This window comes from Tunturiibacter empetritectus (assembly GCF_013410875.1).
Taxonomy (GTDB): Bacteria; Acidobacteriota; Terriglobia; order Terriglobales; family Acidobacteriaceae; genus Edaphobacter; species Edaphobacter empetritectus.
Window position 1 is genome coordinate 976,699 of the sequence record NZ_JACCCU010000001.1, and the last position, 17,117, is coordinate 993,815.

Annotated in this window: 11 protein-coding genes; 5 read left to right on the forward strand and 6 right to left on the reverse strand. The window is 60.0% G+C overall.

The window, feature by feature from the left end:
* Window positions 1-33: 33 nt before the first annotated feature.
* A complete protein-coding gene (locus HDF08_RS04090) occupies window positions 34-5,271 on the reverse strand; it encodes an MBG domain-containing protein (RefSeq protein WP_179637317.1) in 5,238 nt (1,745 codons plus the stop codon).
* 417 nt (window positions 5,272-5,688) lie between these two features.
* On the opposite strand from HDF08_RS04090, the gene HDF08_RS04095 reads away from it, so the two are divergent.
* Both HDF08_RS04095 and HDF08_RS04100 read left to right on the forward strand, forming a co-directional pair.
* The gene (locus HDF08_RS04095; RefSeq protein ID WP_179637318.1) at window positions 5,689-6,813 is read left to right on the forward strand and encodes an XdhC family protein; all 1,125 of its coding nucleotides are present in this window, start codon (window positions 5,689-5,691) and stop codon (window positions 6,811-6,813) included.
* Window positions 6,792-7,367, forward strand: coding sequence for a nucleotidyltransferase family protein (locus HDF08_RS04100; protein WP_257030865.1), 576 nt, complete (start codon window positions 6,792-6,794; stop codon window positions 7,365-7,367). The genes HDF08_RS04095 and HDF08_RS04100 overlap by 22 nt, the downstream gene beginning before the upstream one ends.
* A 19-nt stretch (window positions 7,368-7,386) precedes the next feature.
* Here HDF08_RS04100 and HDF08_RS04105 read toward each other — a convergent pair whose 3' ends face one another.
* The 3 genes from HDF08_RS04105 to HDF08_RS04115 are packed head-to-tail and all read right to left on the reverse strand — an operon-like array spanning window position 7,387 to window position 11,074.
* Window positions 7,387-8,244 (reverse strand): FAD binding domain-containing protein, encoded by an 858-nt coding sequence (locus tag HDF08_RS04105; protein ID WP_179637320.1) that lies wholly within the window; start codon window positions 8,242-8,244, stop codon window positions 7,387-7,389.
* Complete coding sequence (locus HDF08_RS04110; protein WP_218884489.1) at window positions 8,244-8,726, reverse strand: (2Fe-2S)-binding protein; 483 nt, start codon at window positions 8,724-8,726, stop codon at window positions 8,244-8,246. The genes HDF08_RS04105 and HDF08_RS04110 overlap by 1 nt, the downstream gene beginning before the upstream one ends.
* Window positions 8,723-11,074 carry a xanthine dehydrogenase family protein molybdopterin-binding subunit gene (locus tag HDF08_RS04115; protein WP_179637321.1) on the reverse strand — a complete coding sequence of 784 codons (2,352 nt, stop codon included), beginning with the start codon at window positions 11,072-11,074 and terminating at the stop codon, window positions 8,723-8,725. The genes HDF08_RS04110 and HDF08_RS04115 overlap by 4 nt, the downstream gene beginning before the upstream one ends.
* A 474-nt stretch (window positions 11,075-11,548) precedes the next feature.
* On the opposite strand from HDF08_RS04115, the gene HDF08_RS04120 reads away from it, so the two are divergent.
* Window positions 11,549-11,863: a carboxymuconolactone decarboxylase family protein gene (locus HDF08_RS04120; protein WP_179637322.1), complete on the forward strand. Its 315-nt coding sequence runs from the start codon at window positions 11,549-11,551 to the stop codon at window positions 11,861-11,863.
* A gap of 485 nt (window positions 11,864-12,348) precedes the next feature.
* Here HDF08_RS04120 and HDF08_RS04125 read toward each other — a convergent pair whose 3' ends face one another.
* Window positions 12,349-13,251, reverse strand: coding sequence for a hypothetical protein (locus HDF08_RS04125; protein ID WP_179637323.1), 903 nt, complete (start codon window positions 13,249-13,251; stop codon window positions 12,349-12,351).
* Window positions 13,252-13,541: 290 nt separating this feature from the next.
* On the opposite strand from HDF08_RS04125, the gene HDF08_RS04130 reads away from it, so the two are divergent.
* Together HDF08_RS04130 and HDF08_RS04135 are read left to right on the forward strand one after the other, a co-directional pair.
* Window positions 13,542-14,648 (forward strand): hypothetical protein, encoded by a 1,107-nt coding sequence (locus HDF08_RS04130; protein ID WP_179637324.1) that lies wholly within the window; start codon window positions 13,542-13,544, stop codon window positions 14,646-14,648.
* A 185-nt stretch (window positions 14,649-14,833) separates the two neighbouring features.
* On the forward strand, window positions 14,834-15,220 hold the full coding sequence (locus HDF08_RS04135) for a SnoaL-like domain-containing protein (protein WP_218884490.1): 387 nt from the start codon (window positions 14,834-14,836) through the stop codon (window positions 15,218-15,220).
* 71 nt (window positions 15,221-15,291) lie between these two features.
* On the opposite strand, the gene HDF08_RS04140 is transcribed toward HDF08_RS04135, so the two are convergent.
* Complete coding sequence (locus tag HDF08_RS04140; RefSeq protein WP_179637325.1) at window positions 15,292-17,103, reverse strand: S53 family peptidase; 1,812 nt, start codon at window positions 17,101-17,103, stop codon at window positions 15,292-15,294.
* Between the last annotated feature and the right edge of the window lie 14 nt (window positions 17,104-17,117).

Sequence of the window (17,117 nt, forward strand, 5' to 3'; positions counted from 1 at the left end):
GTGAGATTGGTAGGACATTACGGGACACTGCTGCTAATTTCCGACGGACAGAAAGACAGAGGTGGATTGAGCCAGCGCCGTGGAGCTCGCGCTGGTGCCGGTGACACTGACGGTGTAGGTCTGAAATGTGTTGTTGAAGCAGCAACCCGCCAGGCCAAGGATACCGAAAGAAAGGAGGATCACTGCGAGTAGGCGAATCTTTTGAGTACCTGGCTTTCTACGGCGTCGGAGGCCGGCGAAGAAGATGCCAAGGCCGGTGAGCTCGACCGGGAAGACGGCGGCAACGGTGATCGGCGCCAGATCCCTCGGGCTCAGGCTGGGGATGAATGAATTGCGAAGCTGGGCATCGGCTGCGGTGGTGTTGATGGTCAGCGCAACGGTGGCTGTGCCTCCTGCGGTGAGCGTCGGGTTGCTGGCAAAGGTGCAGCTGGCGTCCGCAGGAAGGCCTGAGCAGGAGAGATTGATCTGGCCGGTGAAGCCTCCGACGGAAGTGACGATGACTTGATAGGTTGTCGCACCGGGGCCGCGAATGAGCTGAGTGGGAGGTGTGGCGGAGATTGTGAAGCTGCCCACCGGAGCATTGATGACCTGGGTGAGGGTCGCTGAGCTGGTGACGAAGTTGGTGTTGGCCAGAAAGGTGGCAATGATGGTGTGACTGCCTGCTATCAGCGAACTGGTGGAGAAGGTGGCGACACCGCTGCTGTTTATGGTCCCAGTACCGAGTAGGTTGGCGCCGTCAGTGAAGTTGACTGTGCCGGTGGGCGCACTGGTTGCGCTGGTGACCGTCGCGGTGAAGGTGATGTTAGTGCCAGCAGGTGCTGGCGAGCCGGAGCTTGTGACAGTGGTAAGGGTGCTGATGGGGCTGACGTCGAGTGTGCCCGGGTGGATGGTCGCGATGTAGTTGTCCGCGGAGGTTCCTGAGACGCTGGCGCCAATGGAATATTGGCCTGCGGGCGAGGCGGGAGTTGCCGTGGTGGTGTAGCTGACGACTACGTCGTCACCGGGGGCAATACCGGTGACTGCTCCGGAGAAGGCAGGGTTTGGTGCTCCGTAGAGACGGCTGGCGCTGTTGACGTTGATGACCAAGGCCGTCTGATTCTGGGTGATGGAGAGTGAGCCATTGACAAGGTTGACGGAGTAGTTGGAGAGAGCTGCGCCGGATACGGCGGGGATGATTGGATAAGTGCCCACAGGCGAACTGAGGACGGCGGAACTGCTGTAGGTTGTGGTGACCGAGTCGCCCTTGAGTAGACCTGTAGTCGTGCCGGTGAAGACGGGGTTCGCAGCGTCGTAGATGCGGGTGGCGTTGTTCGCGGTTACCGTAAGTGTGGCCGGGCTGATGGTGAGTGTTCCGTTGGTCGTTGTGATGGTGCTGTAGTTGGCGGCGGCGGGGCCGGAGATAGTGGGGACGATGGTGTAGGTGCCGATCGGCGAGGTCGGGGTGTCGTTGGTGGTGTAGGTAATGGTGAAGGTGTCGCCGTTGAGCGCGCCAGTGACTGTGCTGGTGAAGGTGGGATCGGCTGCGCCGTAGCTGCGCGTGGCATTGTTCGCCGTTACGTTCACGGCAACGGAGGCTTGAGTGATCGTGAGGGTTCCGGGAGTGACCTGAACGGTGTAGTTGGAGGCCGCGGGGCCCCCAATGATGTCGTTAATAGGATAGGAGCCGACTGGGGACGCGACGGTGGCAGTGGTCGAGTAAGAGTTTGTGAAGGTATCGCCATTGAGAGCGCCAGTAACCATGCTGGTAAAGGCGGGGTTGGCTGCGCCGTAGACCCGGGTTGCGTTGCCAACGGTGATGGTGAGTATGGCTTGAGTGACGGTAAGCGTTCCGGGGGTGACGGTGATGGCGTAGTTACCGACGTTTGCTCCGGCGACGGTCGCGTTGATGGGATAGGTCGCGGCGGGTGAGGTGGCGGTAGCTGGCGAGGAGTAGGCGATGGTTAGTACGTCGCCGTTGATGGTGCCGCCACTCACAGTATTGCCGTTCAGGACGCCGAGGGTTGTGCTGTTGAAGGGAGGATTGGATTGGCCGTATTGACGGCTCGTGCTGAGGACTGTGACGGTAATGGGAATCGCAGTGACGGTCAGAGTCCCGGGCGTGTTGGTGACGGTGTAGTTGGAGAGGCTTGTGGTTCCCGCCGTGGTGAGAGTAGCAATGATGGGGTAGGGGCCGACGGGAGAGCTGACAGTGGCGACGCTGGAGTAGGCGACGAGGATGGTGTCGCCCGAGGCAACTCCGGTAAGGGAGCCGGTGAAGGTGGGGTTCGACGCTCCATAGAGACGGCTGATGTTGTTGACTGTGATGGTGAGTGGGGCTGGCGTAACGGTCAGGGTTGTGTTGCCAGTAGCTGGCAAGTAGTTGGTATCTCCGGAGTAGGTGAAGGTGATCCCGTAGGTGCCTACGGCAAGGCCGGTATTGAGTGCGCTGCACGTAGAACCGACTCCCAGAGTCGCGGTGGCGGTGCACAGGATTCGTGCACCCAGACTAAAGGTGATGGTGCCAGTTGGAGCGGGACTGCCATTGGTTACGTTGACGGTCTGAGAAAGGGGCTGGCCGTAGACCTCTGTCTCCGTTGGCAGCGTGAACTGAAGCGGCGCGATGACCTTTCCAGTTCCTGTGAGCGTAATCGTAAGAGGGCTGTTGTAGGCGTTGGAAATAATGGTAGCGGAAGCGGTCAGTTGGCCCTTAGCGGTAGGGGTAAAGACGAAACCCAGGTTGCACGTAGAACCCGCAATGATAGTAGTACCGCAAGTTGTTGTTCCGGGATCAACGGTAAAGTGCGGGTCGGAGGTGGTGATTGAACCATTGAGTGTGAAAGGGGCCGAGCCAAAGTTGCTCAGGTTTTGCTGAAGGACAAACGAGGTTTGGCCGACCACCACGCTGCCGAAGGCTAGGGTGGGGTTGGGATATGTAATCTCCCGAACGGAGTTGTTGCCGTTATCCACCTCGAAGAGATCGCTATTGCCTTCAACGGCGATACTGACAGGATTGCTGATCTGGGCGAGGTTCGCAAAGCCACCATCGCCTGTATTTCCTGCGATGCCAGTGCCGAGAGTGGTTGAGATGTTACTGCCGGTGCTGGTGGTAGAGACGAAGACCGTATAGACGAGATTGGCAGTGGCGTCGGCGATGTACAGGTCACCGGCTGCGTCGAAGGCGAGGGAAGAGGGAGCGAGGATAGCGGTACCGGTGGCTTGTCCGGGAACAGTGGTCGTTGCGGTCCCGTTGCCAGCGATCTGATGAATGATGCCAAATTTATCGACTGCATAGACGAGGTGGCCGCCAGTGTCAGCGATGTACAGGATGCCACTGGTGTCGAGGGTTAACCCGCCGGGGGAGATGAAGCTGGCCGTGGTCGCAAGAACGCTGTCGGCGGAGGCATTGCTGCCGCTTCCGGCGATGGTACGACTGCCACCGCCCGCAAAGACCTCGATCACGTTATGGGCCGAGCCAGCCTGGGCGATGAAGAGGTTGTCGAAGCCGTCGACGTAGATAGATGTGGGGGCAATAAGTCCGGTGACGTAACTGGTGTTCAGGCTGCCGTCGACCCCGAAGCGGGCGACAGTGCCGTGGACGGCGTCGGTGATGAAGTAGTTGCCTGTGGAGTCGATTGCGATGGCCGAGGAGGTGAGGAGACCGGAGCCTCCTGGAATGATGGGGGAAGGTGGTCCACCGCCAACTAGAAGTTTAAGTAGGTTGCCGGTGCCGGGAGTTGCGCCTGACTCGAGGATGTACGCGTTGCCGGCGGGGTCAACTGTAACGGCAGAGGGCGCGGCGAGAGAGCTGACAACGGTTTTGACGATACCAGGGGTGAAGACACCGAGCGAGCCGGTTGCCGTACCTTCGAGGCCCTGCGAGGTGCTGTTTCCGGAGATCGAGTCAGCGAGCTTGATGGGTGCGCTCCGCAGGCCGAGAAGAGTAGGTGTGAAGCGCACAAAGACCTGGCAGGTGACAGGCGGGGTGCCCGGCGCCGCGGGCGTAAGGACTCCTGTGCAGGTATTTGTAGTGATGTTGAAGTCTGGCCCTGACGTAACAGTAAGATTCACCTTTTGGTTGACGGTGAAGGTCACCGGGAGACCGGCGCTAAGACTGCCGACTGGCGTAGCCGGAAAGATGATATTGCCACTGAGTTTGCGCAGGATGCTGTTGGCGGAGTCGGCGAGAGAGAAGTTGCCAAGACTGTCGACAGCCATTCCTCGGGGACCGTTAAGAGGGAAGTTGAGGGCGGAGGTTCCGTCCTGAACAGGGCTGTAGGAGCCGGAGGCGCCATTAGGCAGACCAGCGACAATGGTCGCGCTATTGGAGCCCAGGACGTAACTGACGACGACGTCGGGACTGGTCTCGGTGATGTAGAGGGATTGGGTGGGCGAGAAGGCTAGACCGTATGGTTTATTTATTGCCGTGGCGATTGAGCCTGAGTTGTCATTGGAGCACTGGCCAACGGCTGTTTGGAACGTTGCGAGACCGACGACCTGGCGAACGCAGTTGTTGCCTGTGTCTGCGATGAAGAGATCTCCTGCGCCACTAATTGCGAGACCAGAGGGAGCATTCAGCGCGACGCTGCCGGTAATGCCTGTGCAGGTTGTAGGAACGAGTGCAGAGGGTGCGCCAGCGACGACGCAGAGGCCGGAGGAGGGAGCCTGAAGCAAGACCTGATAGTTGCTGAGAGTGGCAGGAACTTCAGTATCCTGGATAGCGATGTAGAGGTTATTGCTGGCGTCTAGAACGATACCGTTGGGGTTAGGAGTGGCGGAGACAGTGGAGCCGCAAGTGCCAGAGATGGTAGTAAGCGAGGCGACGCCTGAAGCTCCGGCAGCGAGTTTCCGGACGCAGTTGTGACTGCTATCTGCGATGTAGAGATTATTGGCGCTGTCTATGGCCAGGCCCGTGGGCTGATAGAGGCCTTGGACGGGTGTCGGGGTGCTGTTCGAGGCGGTGGAGCAGGTGTCGCCTTTACCTGATACGGCGAGTCCGACGAGGGTGCTCATGGAACCTGTGGTGTCGATCTTTCGAACGCAGTTATTCAGAGTATCCGAGAGGTATTGATTGCCGTTTGAATCGAAGACGATATACGACGGAGTGTTGAGACTGACTGTCGTCGCTGGTCCGAAGTCTCCGTTGAAACCTGGTGTGATGGTTCCGGCATATCGGGTTCCACTCTGCACCAAGGTCAGGGCCTGGGGGCGCGCTAGAGACGGAGTGATGGCGTATGCGACAAGAACAACCAGTGCAGAGAGAGTCTGTACACCAGAAAAACGTCTGAGATGCATGGGGTGAAGCTCCTAGGTTCGTGCTGCAAAATGAATCAAAACAGCGCAAGTAGCAGGTAATGCGCTTCTTCGGAGCTACAGCCCCCTCCGATGAAGATCGAAAATCCGGTCTCCTGCGCCAAAAGTATTGCATATAGAGGGTTTGGGGGAACTACCTATAAAGTGGCAGTTGCAGACGCCTCAGGATGGTTGAGTTTTTGGCGATATTGGAGCAGAGCTGTGGCAGGGTGCGAGTAGGGCTACGGTTTTTCGCGAGAGACTCCGATCTCTCCGCGTAGATCCCTTTGCAATAGCGGAACTATATCTCATGGTTTAATCGCTCATCGGGAGTGATCCTTGTTCCTCTTGTCTTGATAGACAGATGAGACTGTCCGCGTGGAGAATGGGAGTCAGAGCGATGGAAATAGGACTTCTGGCATGAGAGAAGGTCGGCAGATCGTTCGGTTGTGGCGTCAGGGTGGAGCAACGGCTCTGGTGACGCTGGTGCGGACCGAGGGATCGAGTTATCGACGACCTGGAGCTCGCCTGCTGCTGGGCAGAGCAGGAGAATACGCCGGCACAATAAGCGGAGGGTGCCTGGAGGCCGAGGTAGTGCGCAAGGCAGCGTGGCTGATTCGCGAGGGTGCCGTCATGGAGCGGTACTCGACGATGTTTGACGATACGGCCGAGATGCCGTTTGGGTTGGGGTGTGGCGGCGTTGTTGATCTGCTGATCGAACCGGTCGAGACTCCTGAATGCCGAGCTGTCCTTGCGGCATTGGACGGCGCGCTTGGTGGGGACGAGGTAACGGTGCTGACCTGGCTGCCACGGACAGGGAGGCGATTGGAACGTGCGGTGCTGGCTGCGAATGGGGACTTTACGTTTGCCAGCGAAGGACTGACCGAGCTTGAACTGGTTAAGGCAAGAGCTAATGTTCTACTGAAGGCTGACATTGACAGTTCGGACTCGGGAGTTTTTGTGGAGCGAATCGTGGCTCCACAGAGGTTGTTTGTTCTGGGGGCGGGCGACGATGCAAAGCCGGTCGTGAGCATGGCAGCGCTTCTCGGATGGAGCGTCTTGGTGATGGAGGGACGAGCGCAGATGGCTCGCGCGGACCGGTTCCCCGAGGCGGAGCGGGTGGTTGTAGCTTCTGCTGGGTCGAGTGAGATTCGGTCGATTCGTCATGACGATGCAGTGGTATTGATGACTCATAGTTACGAGCAGGATAGGGAATTGCTGGCGGCGGTGTTGCCGTTGCGCCCAAGGTACCTGGGTCTGCTGGGGGCGCGGCACCGGAGTTCGTTGCTCGTGAGCGAGGCTGCAGCGGTGTTGGGGTGGACGGTTGGTGCGTGCTGCGACCGAATCTACGCTCCGGTGGGATTGGATCTTGGTGGGGATGGACCCGAGGCTATTGCTCTCGCGGTTATTGCCGAAGTGCAAGCGTGCTGCATGGGGAAACTGGGGGCTTCGCGCAGGTTGTCGCCGCAGGATGTTGAGAGGAACCTGAGGGAGGGCGGCGCGGCGCGATACCTGCAAAAACAATGTGCGCTGGATGTTGCGTGAGGCGAATTGGTGCGGTAATTCTCGCGGCTGGGGCTTCGAGGCGGTTGGGAGAGCCGAAGCAACTGGTAATGGTGGGCGCGGAAATTCTCTTGGAACGTTCGGTGAGAGTCGCTCACGAAGCTGGATTCTCGCCCGTAATCGTAGTGTTGGGGGCTTCGGCGGAATCGATTGAGGCGGTGTGTGCGTTGCGGGACGCTGAGGTATTGATAAATGACAACTGGAGCGAGGGGATGGGCGCTTCCGTGCGAGTCGGTGTGGGGGCTTTGCGAGACGTGGATGGCTGTGTGTTGACTACTTGCGATATGCCGGCGGTAACCGCTGCGCATCTGCGGAGTTTGGTAGTTTCGGGAGAGGTCACAGGATCGATGTATGCCGGGCGGCGAGGCGTGCCAGCGTATTTCCCCGCGACATCCTTTGAAGACCTTATGAAGTTGCAGGGCGATGCCGGCGCAAAGGATCTGTTGCGATCGGCGCGTTGTGTGGCGTTGGCTGACGGTGAGTTGGATGTGGATACAATTGAAGATCTGAAACGTGCGCGTGCGTTGTTTGGCTAGAGGTTCTCTTCGGACAGTGTTAGAGGGTGTGCAGGAACTCTTCGAGGAGGTTGGCGGCAACTGCAGCGCGGTATTTCGCAGTGCTGCGGATGTCATCGATGGGAAGGGTCTCGCTCAGTAAAGCGCTGCGGGCGGCGGCGATTGTGGCAGGTGTTACGGGCTGATTGAGGAGAGACCGTTCGGTAGCGATGAGGCGGGCAGGAGTCTCGCGCAGGCTTGCGGCTCCGATGCGGATGCCTTCGATCACGCCATGGCTCGTGCGGGCGATTGCAGCGATGGCGACCTTGGAGATGGCCTGAGCGTTTCGAGTTCCTACTTTGCGGATGTAGGTCTTGTAACCGATCAAGTTACGTGAAAGGGTAATGCTGTAGAGGAGCTCATCTGGGGCGAGAGCAGTTTTTTTGTAGCTAAGGTGGAAGTTGCGATAGGGAATTGTGCGGCTGCCGCGAGTGGAGACGACGGTAACAGCGGCATCGTAGGCCAGAAGCGCAGGTGGAGAGTCGGCGGCAGGGCTGGCGTTGACGATGTTACCGCCGAGTGTGCCGCGGTTCTGGTTCGCAATCGAGCCGGTCCAGCTGGCGGCCTGCGACAGGAGGGAGAGTTCGCTAGTGATCACAGGATGACTGCGAAGATCTGTGAAGGTAGCGGCAGCGCCGATGTGGACGGCGTCGGGAGCGACTTCAATGAAGCGAAGCTCTTCGAGATTCCAGAGAGAGATAAGTTTTTTGGGCTGAAGACGTCCGGCGCCTAACGCTACCATCAACTCGGTACCACCGGCGATGGGCGTGTATCGATCGGGCGAGTCTGCGAGGATCTGAAGGATAGCGTCGAGCGATTTTGGGGCGACGAGCTCGTATTGGGTGATGTTGGAGCGCATTATTCGGCGACCCCGGTCAGAGCCGCGGCCTGCACAGCATTGAAGATACGAATGTAGCCAGTGCAGCGGCAGAGATTGCCGGAGAGGCCTTCTTGAATTTGTAACAGAGAGGGGTTCTTATATTTTTTGAGCAGGTGATGCGTGGCGAGGATCATGCCAGGAGTGCAGATGCCGCATTGTGCTCCCCCGTTTTCGAGAAAGCACTGCTGGATGGGGTGAAGCTGTTCGGTGATGGCGACGCCTTCGATAGTGGTAATTTGTGCCTCATTCGCTTGCAGAATAGGGATGAGGCAGGAGTTGACCAGATCGCCATTCATCAAAATCGAACAGGAGCCGCACTCTCCTTCGCCGCAGCCTTCTTTTGCTCCGGTGAGGTGAAGGTCTTCGCGGAGAACATCGAGGAGGCGTTTCATGGGCGGCGCTTTTAAAACTTTTGATTCGCCGTTGACAGTGAAGTGGATTTGGGTCACCAGGTCGCTCATGCGGTGGCCTCGCTGAAGATGGGGCCGGCGGTGGCTGGATCGAAGGATTCACTGCCTGCTTCGGGAGTGCGGGTTATCCGCTCGAAGATGTCTTCCGGGAGGAGCGGGATTTCGGTAAAGGCGAGGCCGGTGGCGTGCTCGATAGCGTTGAGGATGGCGGGTGCGGGCCCGTCCATGGGGAGCTCGCCGATGCCTTTGGCACCGAAGGCTCCGTGGGGACTTGGGATCTCTTCGAAGGAGACGTGGATGGGCGGGATATCGGCGCTGGTGGGCATGATGTAGTTCGTCATCTGGTTGTTGGCGAGATGGCCGTTGTTCCAGATGCATTTTTCGTAGAGCGCATAGCCGATGCCCTGGGCGACTCCGCCTTCGATCTGCCCCGCAGCGAGAATTGGGTGAAGGACCTTTCCTACTTCCTGGAGGGTGTAGAAGCTGGTCACGCTTGCCGAGTAGGTGGTGGTGTCGACGGCAACTTCGGCGACGTAGACGGCCCAGGCGTAGGCGGGATAGGCCTCACCTCGATAGTTCTCATCGTCCCAGAAGATGTCGCCGGGGGACTGGTAGCGGGCCTCGGTTTTGAGGGAGCCGTGTTCTGCGAGGTAGTAGAGCGCCGCGTGGCGGAAGTCTTCAGGGGAGTAGCTGTGAGGTATATCGGAGGTAGCAGCAGATCCCTCCACTGCGCTGCGGGATGACAAAAGAGGAGCGAGGGTGGCGAGGAGGGATTGCGCGGCGCGCTCGATGAGTTTGCCGACGACCATGGCTGTGCGGCTAGCTACGGTGGGGCCGGAGTTGGGGACGTGCCCGGTGTCGGGTTGGGCGATGAGGATCTGGTCGTAGGGGAGGTGGAGGGTCTGTGCGGCGATCTGGCAGAGGATGGTGTTGGTGCCCTGGCCAAATTCGGTGGAGGAGACCAGGAGGCGAGGTTGACCTTCGGGTGTGAGCTCAATCTCGACGAGGGAGTTGAGGCGGCGCTCGCCGGAGCCAGTGAAGCCCGCACCGTGGAAGAAGGTGGCGAAGCCCACTCCGCGCTTGATAGTGCTGGTCGGGTTCTCGCGGTCAAACTGCCCGCGTTTGGCGTGGTAGCTGGACTCTTCGAGTGCTCGGGTGAGCAGGTGCTGCATATCGACGGGGTCTTTGAGGAGCTGGCCGGTTGCGGTGTGGCCGCCTGTGCCTAGGAAGTTGCGGCGGCGGAGCTCTTCCGGTGTGAGTCCGACCACCTTTGCAATCTTGTCCATGTGGCGTTCGAGGGCGAAGATGCTTTGCGGCGCGCCGAAGCCGCGGAAGGCTCCGTGGGGCGGAATATTTGTTGCCATTGCTTTGGCGCGGACGGTGAGGTGGGGCCAGTGGTAGGGGCCGGGGGCGTGGATGGTGCCGCGGGAGAGGACTACGGGGGAGAGGGTGGCGTAGGCTCCGCCGTCGAGGGCGAAGTCTATCTCGCCGGCGAGGAGCTTGCCGTCTTTGCTGACGGCGGTGCGGTGGCGGGTGCGGCTGGGGTGGCGCTTGGTGGTGGCGGCCATGTCTTCGGCGCGGTCGTAGCAGAGCTTGACGGGGTGGCCTGACTTCATGGCGAGGAGAGCGGCATGGCTGCCGATGACGGAGGGGAAGTCCTCCTTGCCGCCGAAGGCACCGCCGGTCTCGGTCTGGATGACTCGGCACTTCTCGGCGGGGAGGTTGAAGACCAGCTCCAGGGCGTGGACGAGGTAGTACGGGCACTGCATCGAGCCTCTTACGGTCACTCCCTTTTCCGGGTCGTACTCGGCGATGACTCCATTGTTTTCGATGTAGAGCTGCTCCTGGGCTCCAGCGCGGTACTCGCCTTCGACGATGTAGTCGGCGGTCTGCCAGATCTCGTCGGGGATCGGCTTCAGGTCCTTCTGCATGAGGTAGGTCTTGAAGGTGTTGGCGTGTTCGCCTTCTCCCCAGATGACTTGCTCTTTTTTTTCGGAGTCTTCGATGGAGTAGATGGCCGGGAGTTCTTCGTAGGTGATGTGGACCGCGGCTACGGCGGCGGGGAGTGCGGAGCGGTTGGGGTGGGCGAGGAGGAAGATGGGCTCTTCGGCGTGGTTGACGTGGGAGATGGCGAGGCAGGGGTGGTCTTTGGTGAGGTGGACGATGCAGTTTTCGCCGGGGATGTCGGCGGCGGAGACGATGGTGTATTCGTTCCAGGGGATGGCGGGGTCGAAGGCGATGGAGGTGATGCGGCCGCGGGGGATGGTGCTGCGGACGGTGGCTCCGAACCACATGCCGGGGAGGCTTATGTCGTCGACGTAGAGTGCACGGCCCAAGACCTTGGCTGTTCCTTCCTTACGGATGGGGGAGCTGCCAACGATCTGGAGCTGGCTGGTCATGGAAAGGTGTTGCATAAGGATAGACGAAGTTTTATGGATTGCGAGGAATCGTTAGGGACCCTGCACCCCCTCCCCCCTGAGGGGTATTTTGGGAGTAAATCCTTTGGTTGGAATGGCTTGCAGGGAGTTGATGGCTGCAAAGCATTCCAACCAAAGGGCTTGTGCGCAAAATACTTGTTTTCAGCAGGTTGCGTGCGACGTTGCTCGACCCTTTGGGGGGAGCGCCGGGATGCCGTTGCCGTCTCCCGTTTTTTCGCTCTATATCCATCATAGAAGATGGAGAGGAACTGATACGCCACGTGATTTTGCTGGATTGGCGCGGGGTTTCGCGTTTTTGGGGCTTGACAGAGCTTTCGGGTGCCTAGGCCGGGGTTGACGGTGCGGCGTTGTGGGCCGAGACTGGCTGGGAATTGAGTGACTGTAGTGGGCCAGACTGCGGTCGTCAGATATCTCACACAGGATGGGAGAGATGCGATGTATGACATGGCGAAGTTGAAGAAGTTGAGCGCGCTCGGAGAGGGGGCTTCGGAGGCCACGAAGGCTTTCTGGGCGTTCGATAAGGCGGCGATGGCTGAGGGGGCTATTCCCAAGAAGTACAAGGAGCTAATTGCGGTGGCCGTGGCATTGACGACGCAGTGTCCGTACTGCCTGGAGCTGCATCGGGCGGGAGCGGTGACTGCGGGGGCGACTCAGGAGGAGCTGGCTGAGACGGCTTTGGTGGCTGCTGCGCTTCGCGCCGGGGCGGCGATTACGCATGCTGCTCATGTGATGGGTGAGGGGAAGAGTTAGGTGCTCTTTGTGTGAGACGCGCGTCCTCGTGTGATAGTTCCAGAGGGTAAGCGGGTTTCTCCATTGCGTGGGCCACGATGAGACCGTGGCCCCTTGTCTCCGTTGCGCTGTTCACGATGAGGTTGTGAACGACTTCGGTCGAGGTGGTTGTGTTTGTGGGGGAAGAGCGGCAACTGTTGGAGCGTCTGGGTTGGAAGGTCCGAACGGTATGGGTGAGTGGAAGGTGTCGGGATCCTTCACTCCGCTCAGGATGACGGCAACGGCAAAGGCAACGACAACGACAAATGCAACGACAAATGCAACGACAAATGCAACGGCAAATGCAAATGCAACGGCAACGGCAAATGCAATGGCCAAAGACAAATGCGACGGCCAAAGACAAATGCAACGGCAAATGCAACGGCAACGACAAATACGGGGATTCTTCGCTGCGCTCAGAATGACGGCGCTTTTCGGTGAGTGGGTTAGTGGTTAGTGGTTAGTGGTTAGTGGTAGGTGACGGTTGCTTGGGCTTGGTGGGTGAAGTTGTCGTAGAAGAGTTTGTAGCCGGCTTCATTGCCTCCTTCGACCTGGAAGAGGATTTCGGAGCGGCCCTCGTTGGCGAAGTCGGCGGTGCCGGCGAGGTGCATGAGCCGGCCCAGATGATGAACTTCGCCCATGGGGGAGATGGCAAACCAGTGATTGACCCAGGCGTCGTCGGGTGGGCCGTCGCAGCGGTAGCCATTGAGGGTGAGCTCGAGGATGCGCCAGTTTTTGTTCGAGACGTAGGAGGAGCCGGAGGCGATCTGATCGTCGGTGATGGTGGAGTCGTGGTAGTTCGATGGTGAGTTGCTGGTGGTTTGTGTGCAGTTCTTTGGGTGAGGGTAGAGTTTGTGGAAGGCCTGACGGACATGGGTGACGTCGAGTGGGAACGGAGAGGCGGGTTGCCAGTTGTCGGGGTCTTTGAGGGTGGGGAGGGTGGTGGCGAGGACGGTATGGGGCGGGTCGGGGCGGTCGGGGGTGGGGCGGGGTTCGAGGTTGAGGACGGCGGCTGGGTTGGTGATGGCCTGAACGCCGATCTCGGAGTAGAAGTGGTAGGCGGCGGGGGTGGTTGCGGCTACCTTTGCAACGGGCTTGCCCTGTTTGACCAGGGTCCAGGTGGTGACGGATGGAAAGACGTGGACGATGGTTTTGAGACAGCTTTCGTCGTGCATCTCGTTTTGGCAGGTGGCGTTGTAGGAGCGCCAGAGGCGGCCGGATTGGTGGAAGAGGACGCGGACGCCGGGTGCGCCAAGGTTGTCGCCTCGGCCGGAGGAGGTGTATTCGAAGATGCCGATGAGGGATGTGCGCTGCGCTTCGGCGAGGGGTGCCAGAAAAAGCGTCAGGAGAGCCAGGGCTGTGGTCTTCATGGTGGGGTTAGTTTACTCACGCGCGAATGACTGGATGGACTACAGCAGTAGAGGAGCGGATTTCATGCGACGGGATTGTGCGGCTGCGGTCGAGATGACGATTTTGGGTGGGCATGGCCAAGCAGGCAGCACGTGCAAAGAGCGGCGAAATTTGCACAATGTCGAAAGACTACACGAGTCACAAGAAATTCATCTGGCGGTGATGCGGTGCTGCATCCATCGGAGGAGTATTGCTTCGGATGTAGTCGTGTCCCCAACTCTTTCCCTCAATCGATTCAGGAGGTTTCACCATGTCACTTGCGCTGTTTCCAATGACTTCGCGCAACGCTCTCGTTGCGTCCGCCGTCATGCTGTTTAGCGTTGCCCCGTTGTTTGGCCAGGCGAGCGCGCCGACGCCCGTGCAGGGCTATACGCTTAGCGTCTTCGCCACGGGTGTGGTGGGGAAGTACACTGCGCCGGACTCGCTTGCGGTCTATCAGGACCATGTGTACATCGGCTATGGCGACGGCAATGATCCGGCGGGCGCTGACGGCAAGACAAACATGATTGTGGAGTACAACCGGGCTGGCCAGAAGGTTTACAGCTTTACCGTCAAGGGTCATAACGACGGGTTGAAGTTAAACCCTTATACCCACAAGCTGTGGGTGATGCAGAACGAGGATGCGAATCCCAGTCTGGTGGTGTTCGATCCTGAGACGCGGGAGAAGGTGGTGTACAAGTTTGCGGCTCCGCCGCAGGCTGGCGGAGGGTACGACGATATTACGTTCCGGAACGGCAAGACTTATTTGAGCGCTTCGAACCCTGCGCATAACCCCAATGCATCTCCTGCCATTGTGGAGGCGAGGCTGGATCGCGGGTACGTTGTGGTGAAGCCGATACTGGAGGGCAATGCGACGGCGACGAACATCCTGACGGGGCAGCAGGTGACTTTGAATCTGCAGGATCCGGACTCGATGACGACCTCGCCGAGCGGAGAGCTGGTGCTGGACAGCCAAGGCGACTCGGAGCTGGTGATGGTGCGCAAGCCGGGCGGGAAGCAGCAGAGCGTGCTGCAGATTCCACTGAGCTCGCCCTATGGCCAGCCGCAGGTGGACGACACGCTGTTCACGCCGGACGTCGATGGGTTCCTGCTGGTAAGCGATACGGCTGCAAACATTACCTACAAGATTGGCAAGAAGGTGTTTGTACCGGGTGTGGCCTATTCGGCGGGCGTTGCGGGGAGCAGCGCGGCTCCTGGATTCGTTGGCCGCTTGGATGTGGAGTTCGGTCAGTTGACGCCGATCGTCAGCGGAATGCTGAGCCCGCATGGACTCGCGTTCGTGAAGACGGGAGATGCCGACGATACGCTGGTGGAAGAGCTGAAGGATGCTTGCCAGACGCTGTTTCCGAATGAGTAGTTGGAGGTGGGTGGTTGCAGGAGGAGAGGCCGCCTGGGGCTGCGATAAGGTCCTGGCGGTCTCGTCTCAGTGAAGAAGAATATAGGTCAGGAAAGAATATCGTCCGGATCCTGTTGAAGACAGCCATGCGGCAGTTGGCTTATGCTGGCGGGACTGGAGTACGTTCAGAAAAAGGAGAAGTATTTATGACGACGCAGACACAGACGATGACGACGAAGGAAGTGGCGGATAAGCTGGTTGGTCTTTGCCGAGAGGGCAAGTTCAAGGAGGCAACGGAGAGCTTGTACTCGGATGAGATTGTGAGCATGGAGGCGGGCGCGCCGCCGGGAGGGTCGCGCGAGGCCAAGGGGTTGAAGGCGGTGAAGGAGAAGGGCGAGTGGTGGGAGGCGAACCATGAGGTTCATTCGGCCACGGTGGAGGGACCGCTGGTGGCGGGGTCGCACTTTGCGTGCACCTTCAAGCTGGATGTGACGTTCAAACCGCAGAACCGGCGATTTGTGATGGAAGAGGTTGCGGTGTACAAGGTTGTGGACGGCAAGGTGGTCTACGAAGAGTTCTTCTACAACATGTAGCAGTAGTCCGCAACGGGAACTGTAAATAGCAGATCCCCTTCGGGGATGACAACAAGAACGGCAAAGGTGAACTATCTGTGTTTGCCTGCAGAGGCCTTGCGCCGGTTGGCTCCGGCGTGAGGCTTCTGTGCGGGGCGCGTGCGGACGGGCTTTTTCTTGCTGCCCTTATTTTTTACGGCCTTGCTCTTTCCGGTCTTCGATGTGGCCTTCGATGCGCTGGTGGATGGGCTGACGACAGTGATGAGTTTTGTGCCGATGGGGGAGCCTAGGCCGGTGCAGGCGTCCCAGCCGGGGCCAGCGGTAAAGCCTACGGGAGTGCCGGAGTAGTTGGTGCCGGAGGTGATGTCGTTGAAGGCGGCTTTGCCTTTGGCAGCGTAGAGGGCGGGTTGAATGAATCCTGCGGAGGTTCCGTTTTGCGCATTGGCCAGAGCGATGAGGCCAGCCCAGAGGGGAGCGACAGCGCTGGTGCCGCCGATGGGGAGGGTCTGGCCGTCGACGCGGATGGTGTAGCCGGTGGAGGGGTCGGCGTTGCCGGCGACGTCGGGGACGCCGCGGCCGCCAGTTGATGTGGTGGGGGCGGCGACGCCTGCGTTGGCCTGCCAGGTGGGCAGAGGGAAGAAGTTGCTGACGCCGCCGCCGGTTGCGCCTTCGTTGCTGGCGAGCTCGTTCCAGACGACCTCGGAGGTGATGGTGGAGCCGGTGGCGATGAGCTTGGTGCCTCCGCAGGCGAGGACGTGGGGGCTGGAGGCGGGGAAGTCGACGTGGTTCTGGCCGTCGGTGACGGTGTCGGTGGAGCCGTTGTCTCCGGCGGCGACGGTGATGGTGATGCCGAGGGCGGCGGCGGACTGGCAGGCGGCGTCGAGGGCGTTGAGGGATTGGGTGGTCCAGGAGGATTCGGGGCCGCCCCAGCTGATGGAGATGACGCTGGGCTTGTTGGTGGTGTCGTGGACGGCGGTGGAGACGGCGTCGATGAAGCCCTGGTCGGTGTTGGGGGCGAAGTAGACGACGATGTTTGCGCCGGGGGCTACGGCGGCGGCGACTTCGATGTCGAGCATGACTTCGCCGTCGGCGCTGTTGACGTTGGTGGGGGTGTTCTTGCCGCCGTCGACGGAGATTGCGGTGACTTTGGGGGCCTTCTGGTTGAGGGTCTTGAAGTAGGCGGTGAGGTCAGCGGTTTTGTAGCCGCCGCCGAGTTCGATGAGGCCGATGGTTTGGCCGGCGGCAGAGGCGTTGGCGGGGAACTGGTAGAGTGCGGCGACCTGGGGTGGAGTGTAGGAGATGTTGGTGGCGGCGGCGTGGGCTACGGCGGAGTGGGGTTGGGCGAAGCCTCCGCCCTGGGCTAGCTTTGAGGCGAGGTCGCCGGTCTGGCCTGCGATGCGAAAGTGAGGCTGGGCCTGGGGGCGGTTGTCGAGTCCGAGGACAGCTTCGACGGGGCCGACGAGTTGTGAGGGAAGGGTGATGCTGCCCTCGCGGACGCGGTAGGTTGCGCCGTCGTAGGTCGTGTGGACGAGGGTGACGCCGAAGGCCTTTTGCATGGCGGCTGAGGTGCCGGAGAGCTTGATGGTGCGGCACTCGAGGCTGAGGGGGTCGGGCACGACGGTGAGGCCGAACTCTTTGGCGAAGGCGCGGACGAGTTTGACGGCGGCGTGGTCGGCGGCGTGGCTTTGCTTGTATTGGGCGCGGGTGAGGCGCTGCTTGCCGAGGCGGCTGGCGGCTTTGAGGGGGGTCTTGCGGCGGACGATGACTGAGACGGTGATCTTACCGCTGGAGGGTGCGGGCTTTTCGGTGGCAGGCTCAGCCGTAGAGGGTCGGAAGAGCTCTCTTTCGCTGCCGGGTAGGGTGGTTCGGGGGGACGCTGCGAGGGTTTTCTTTTGGGTTGCCATGTTTTGATTCTCCA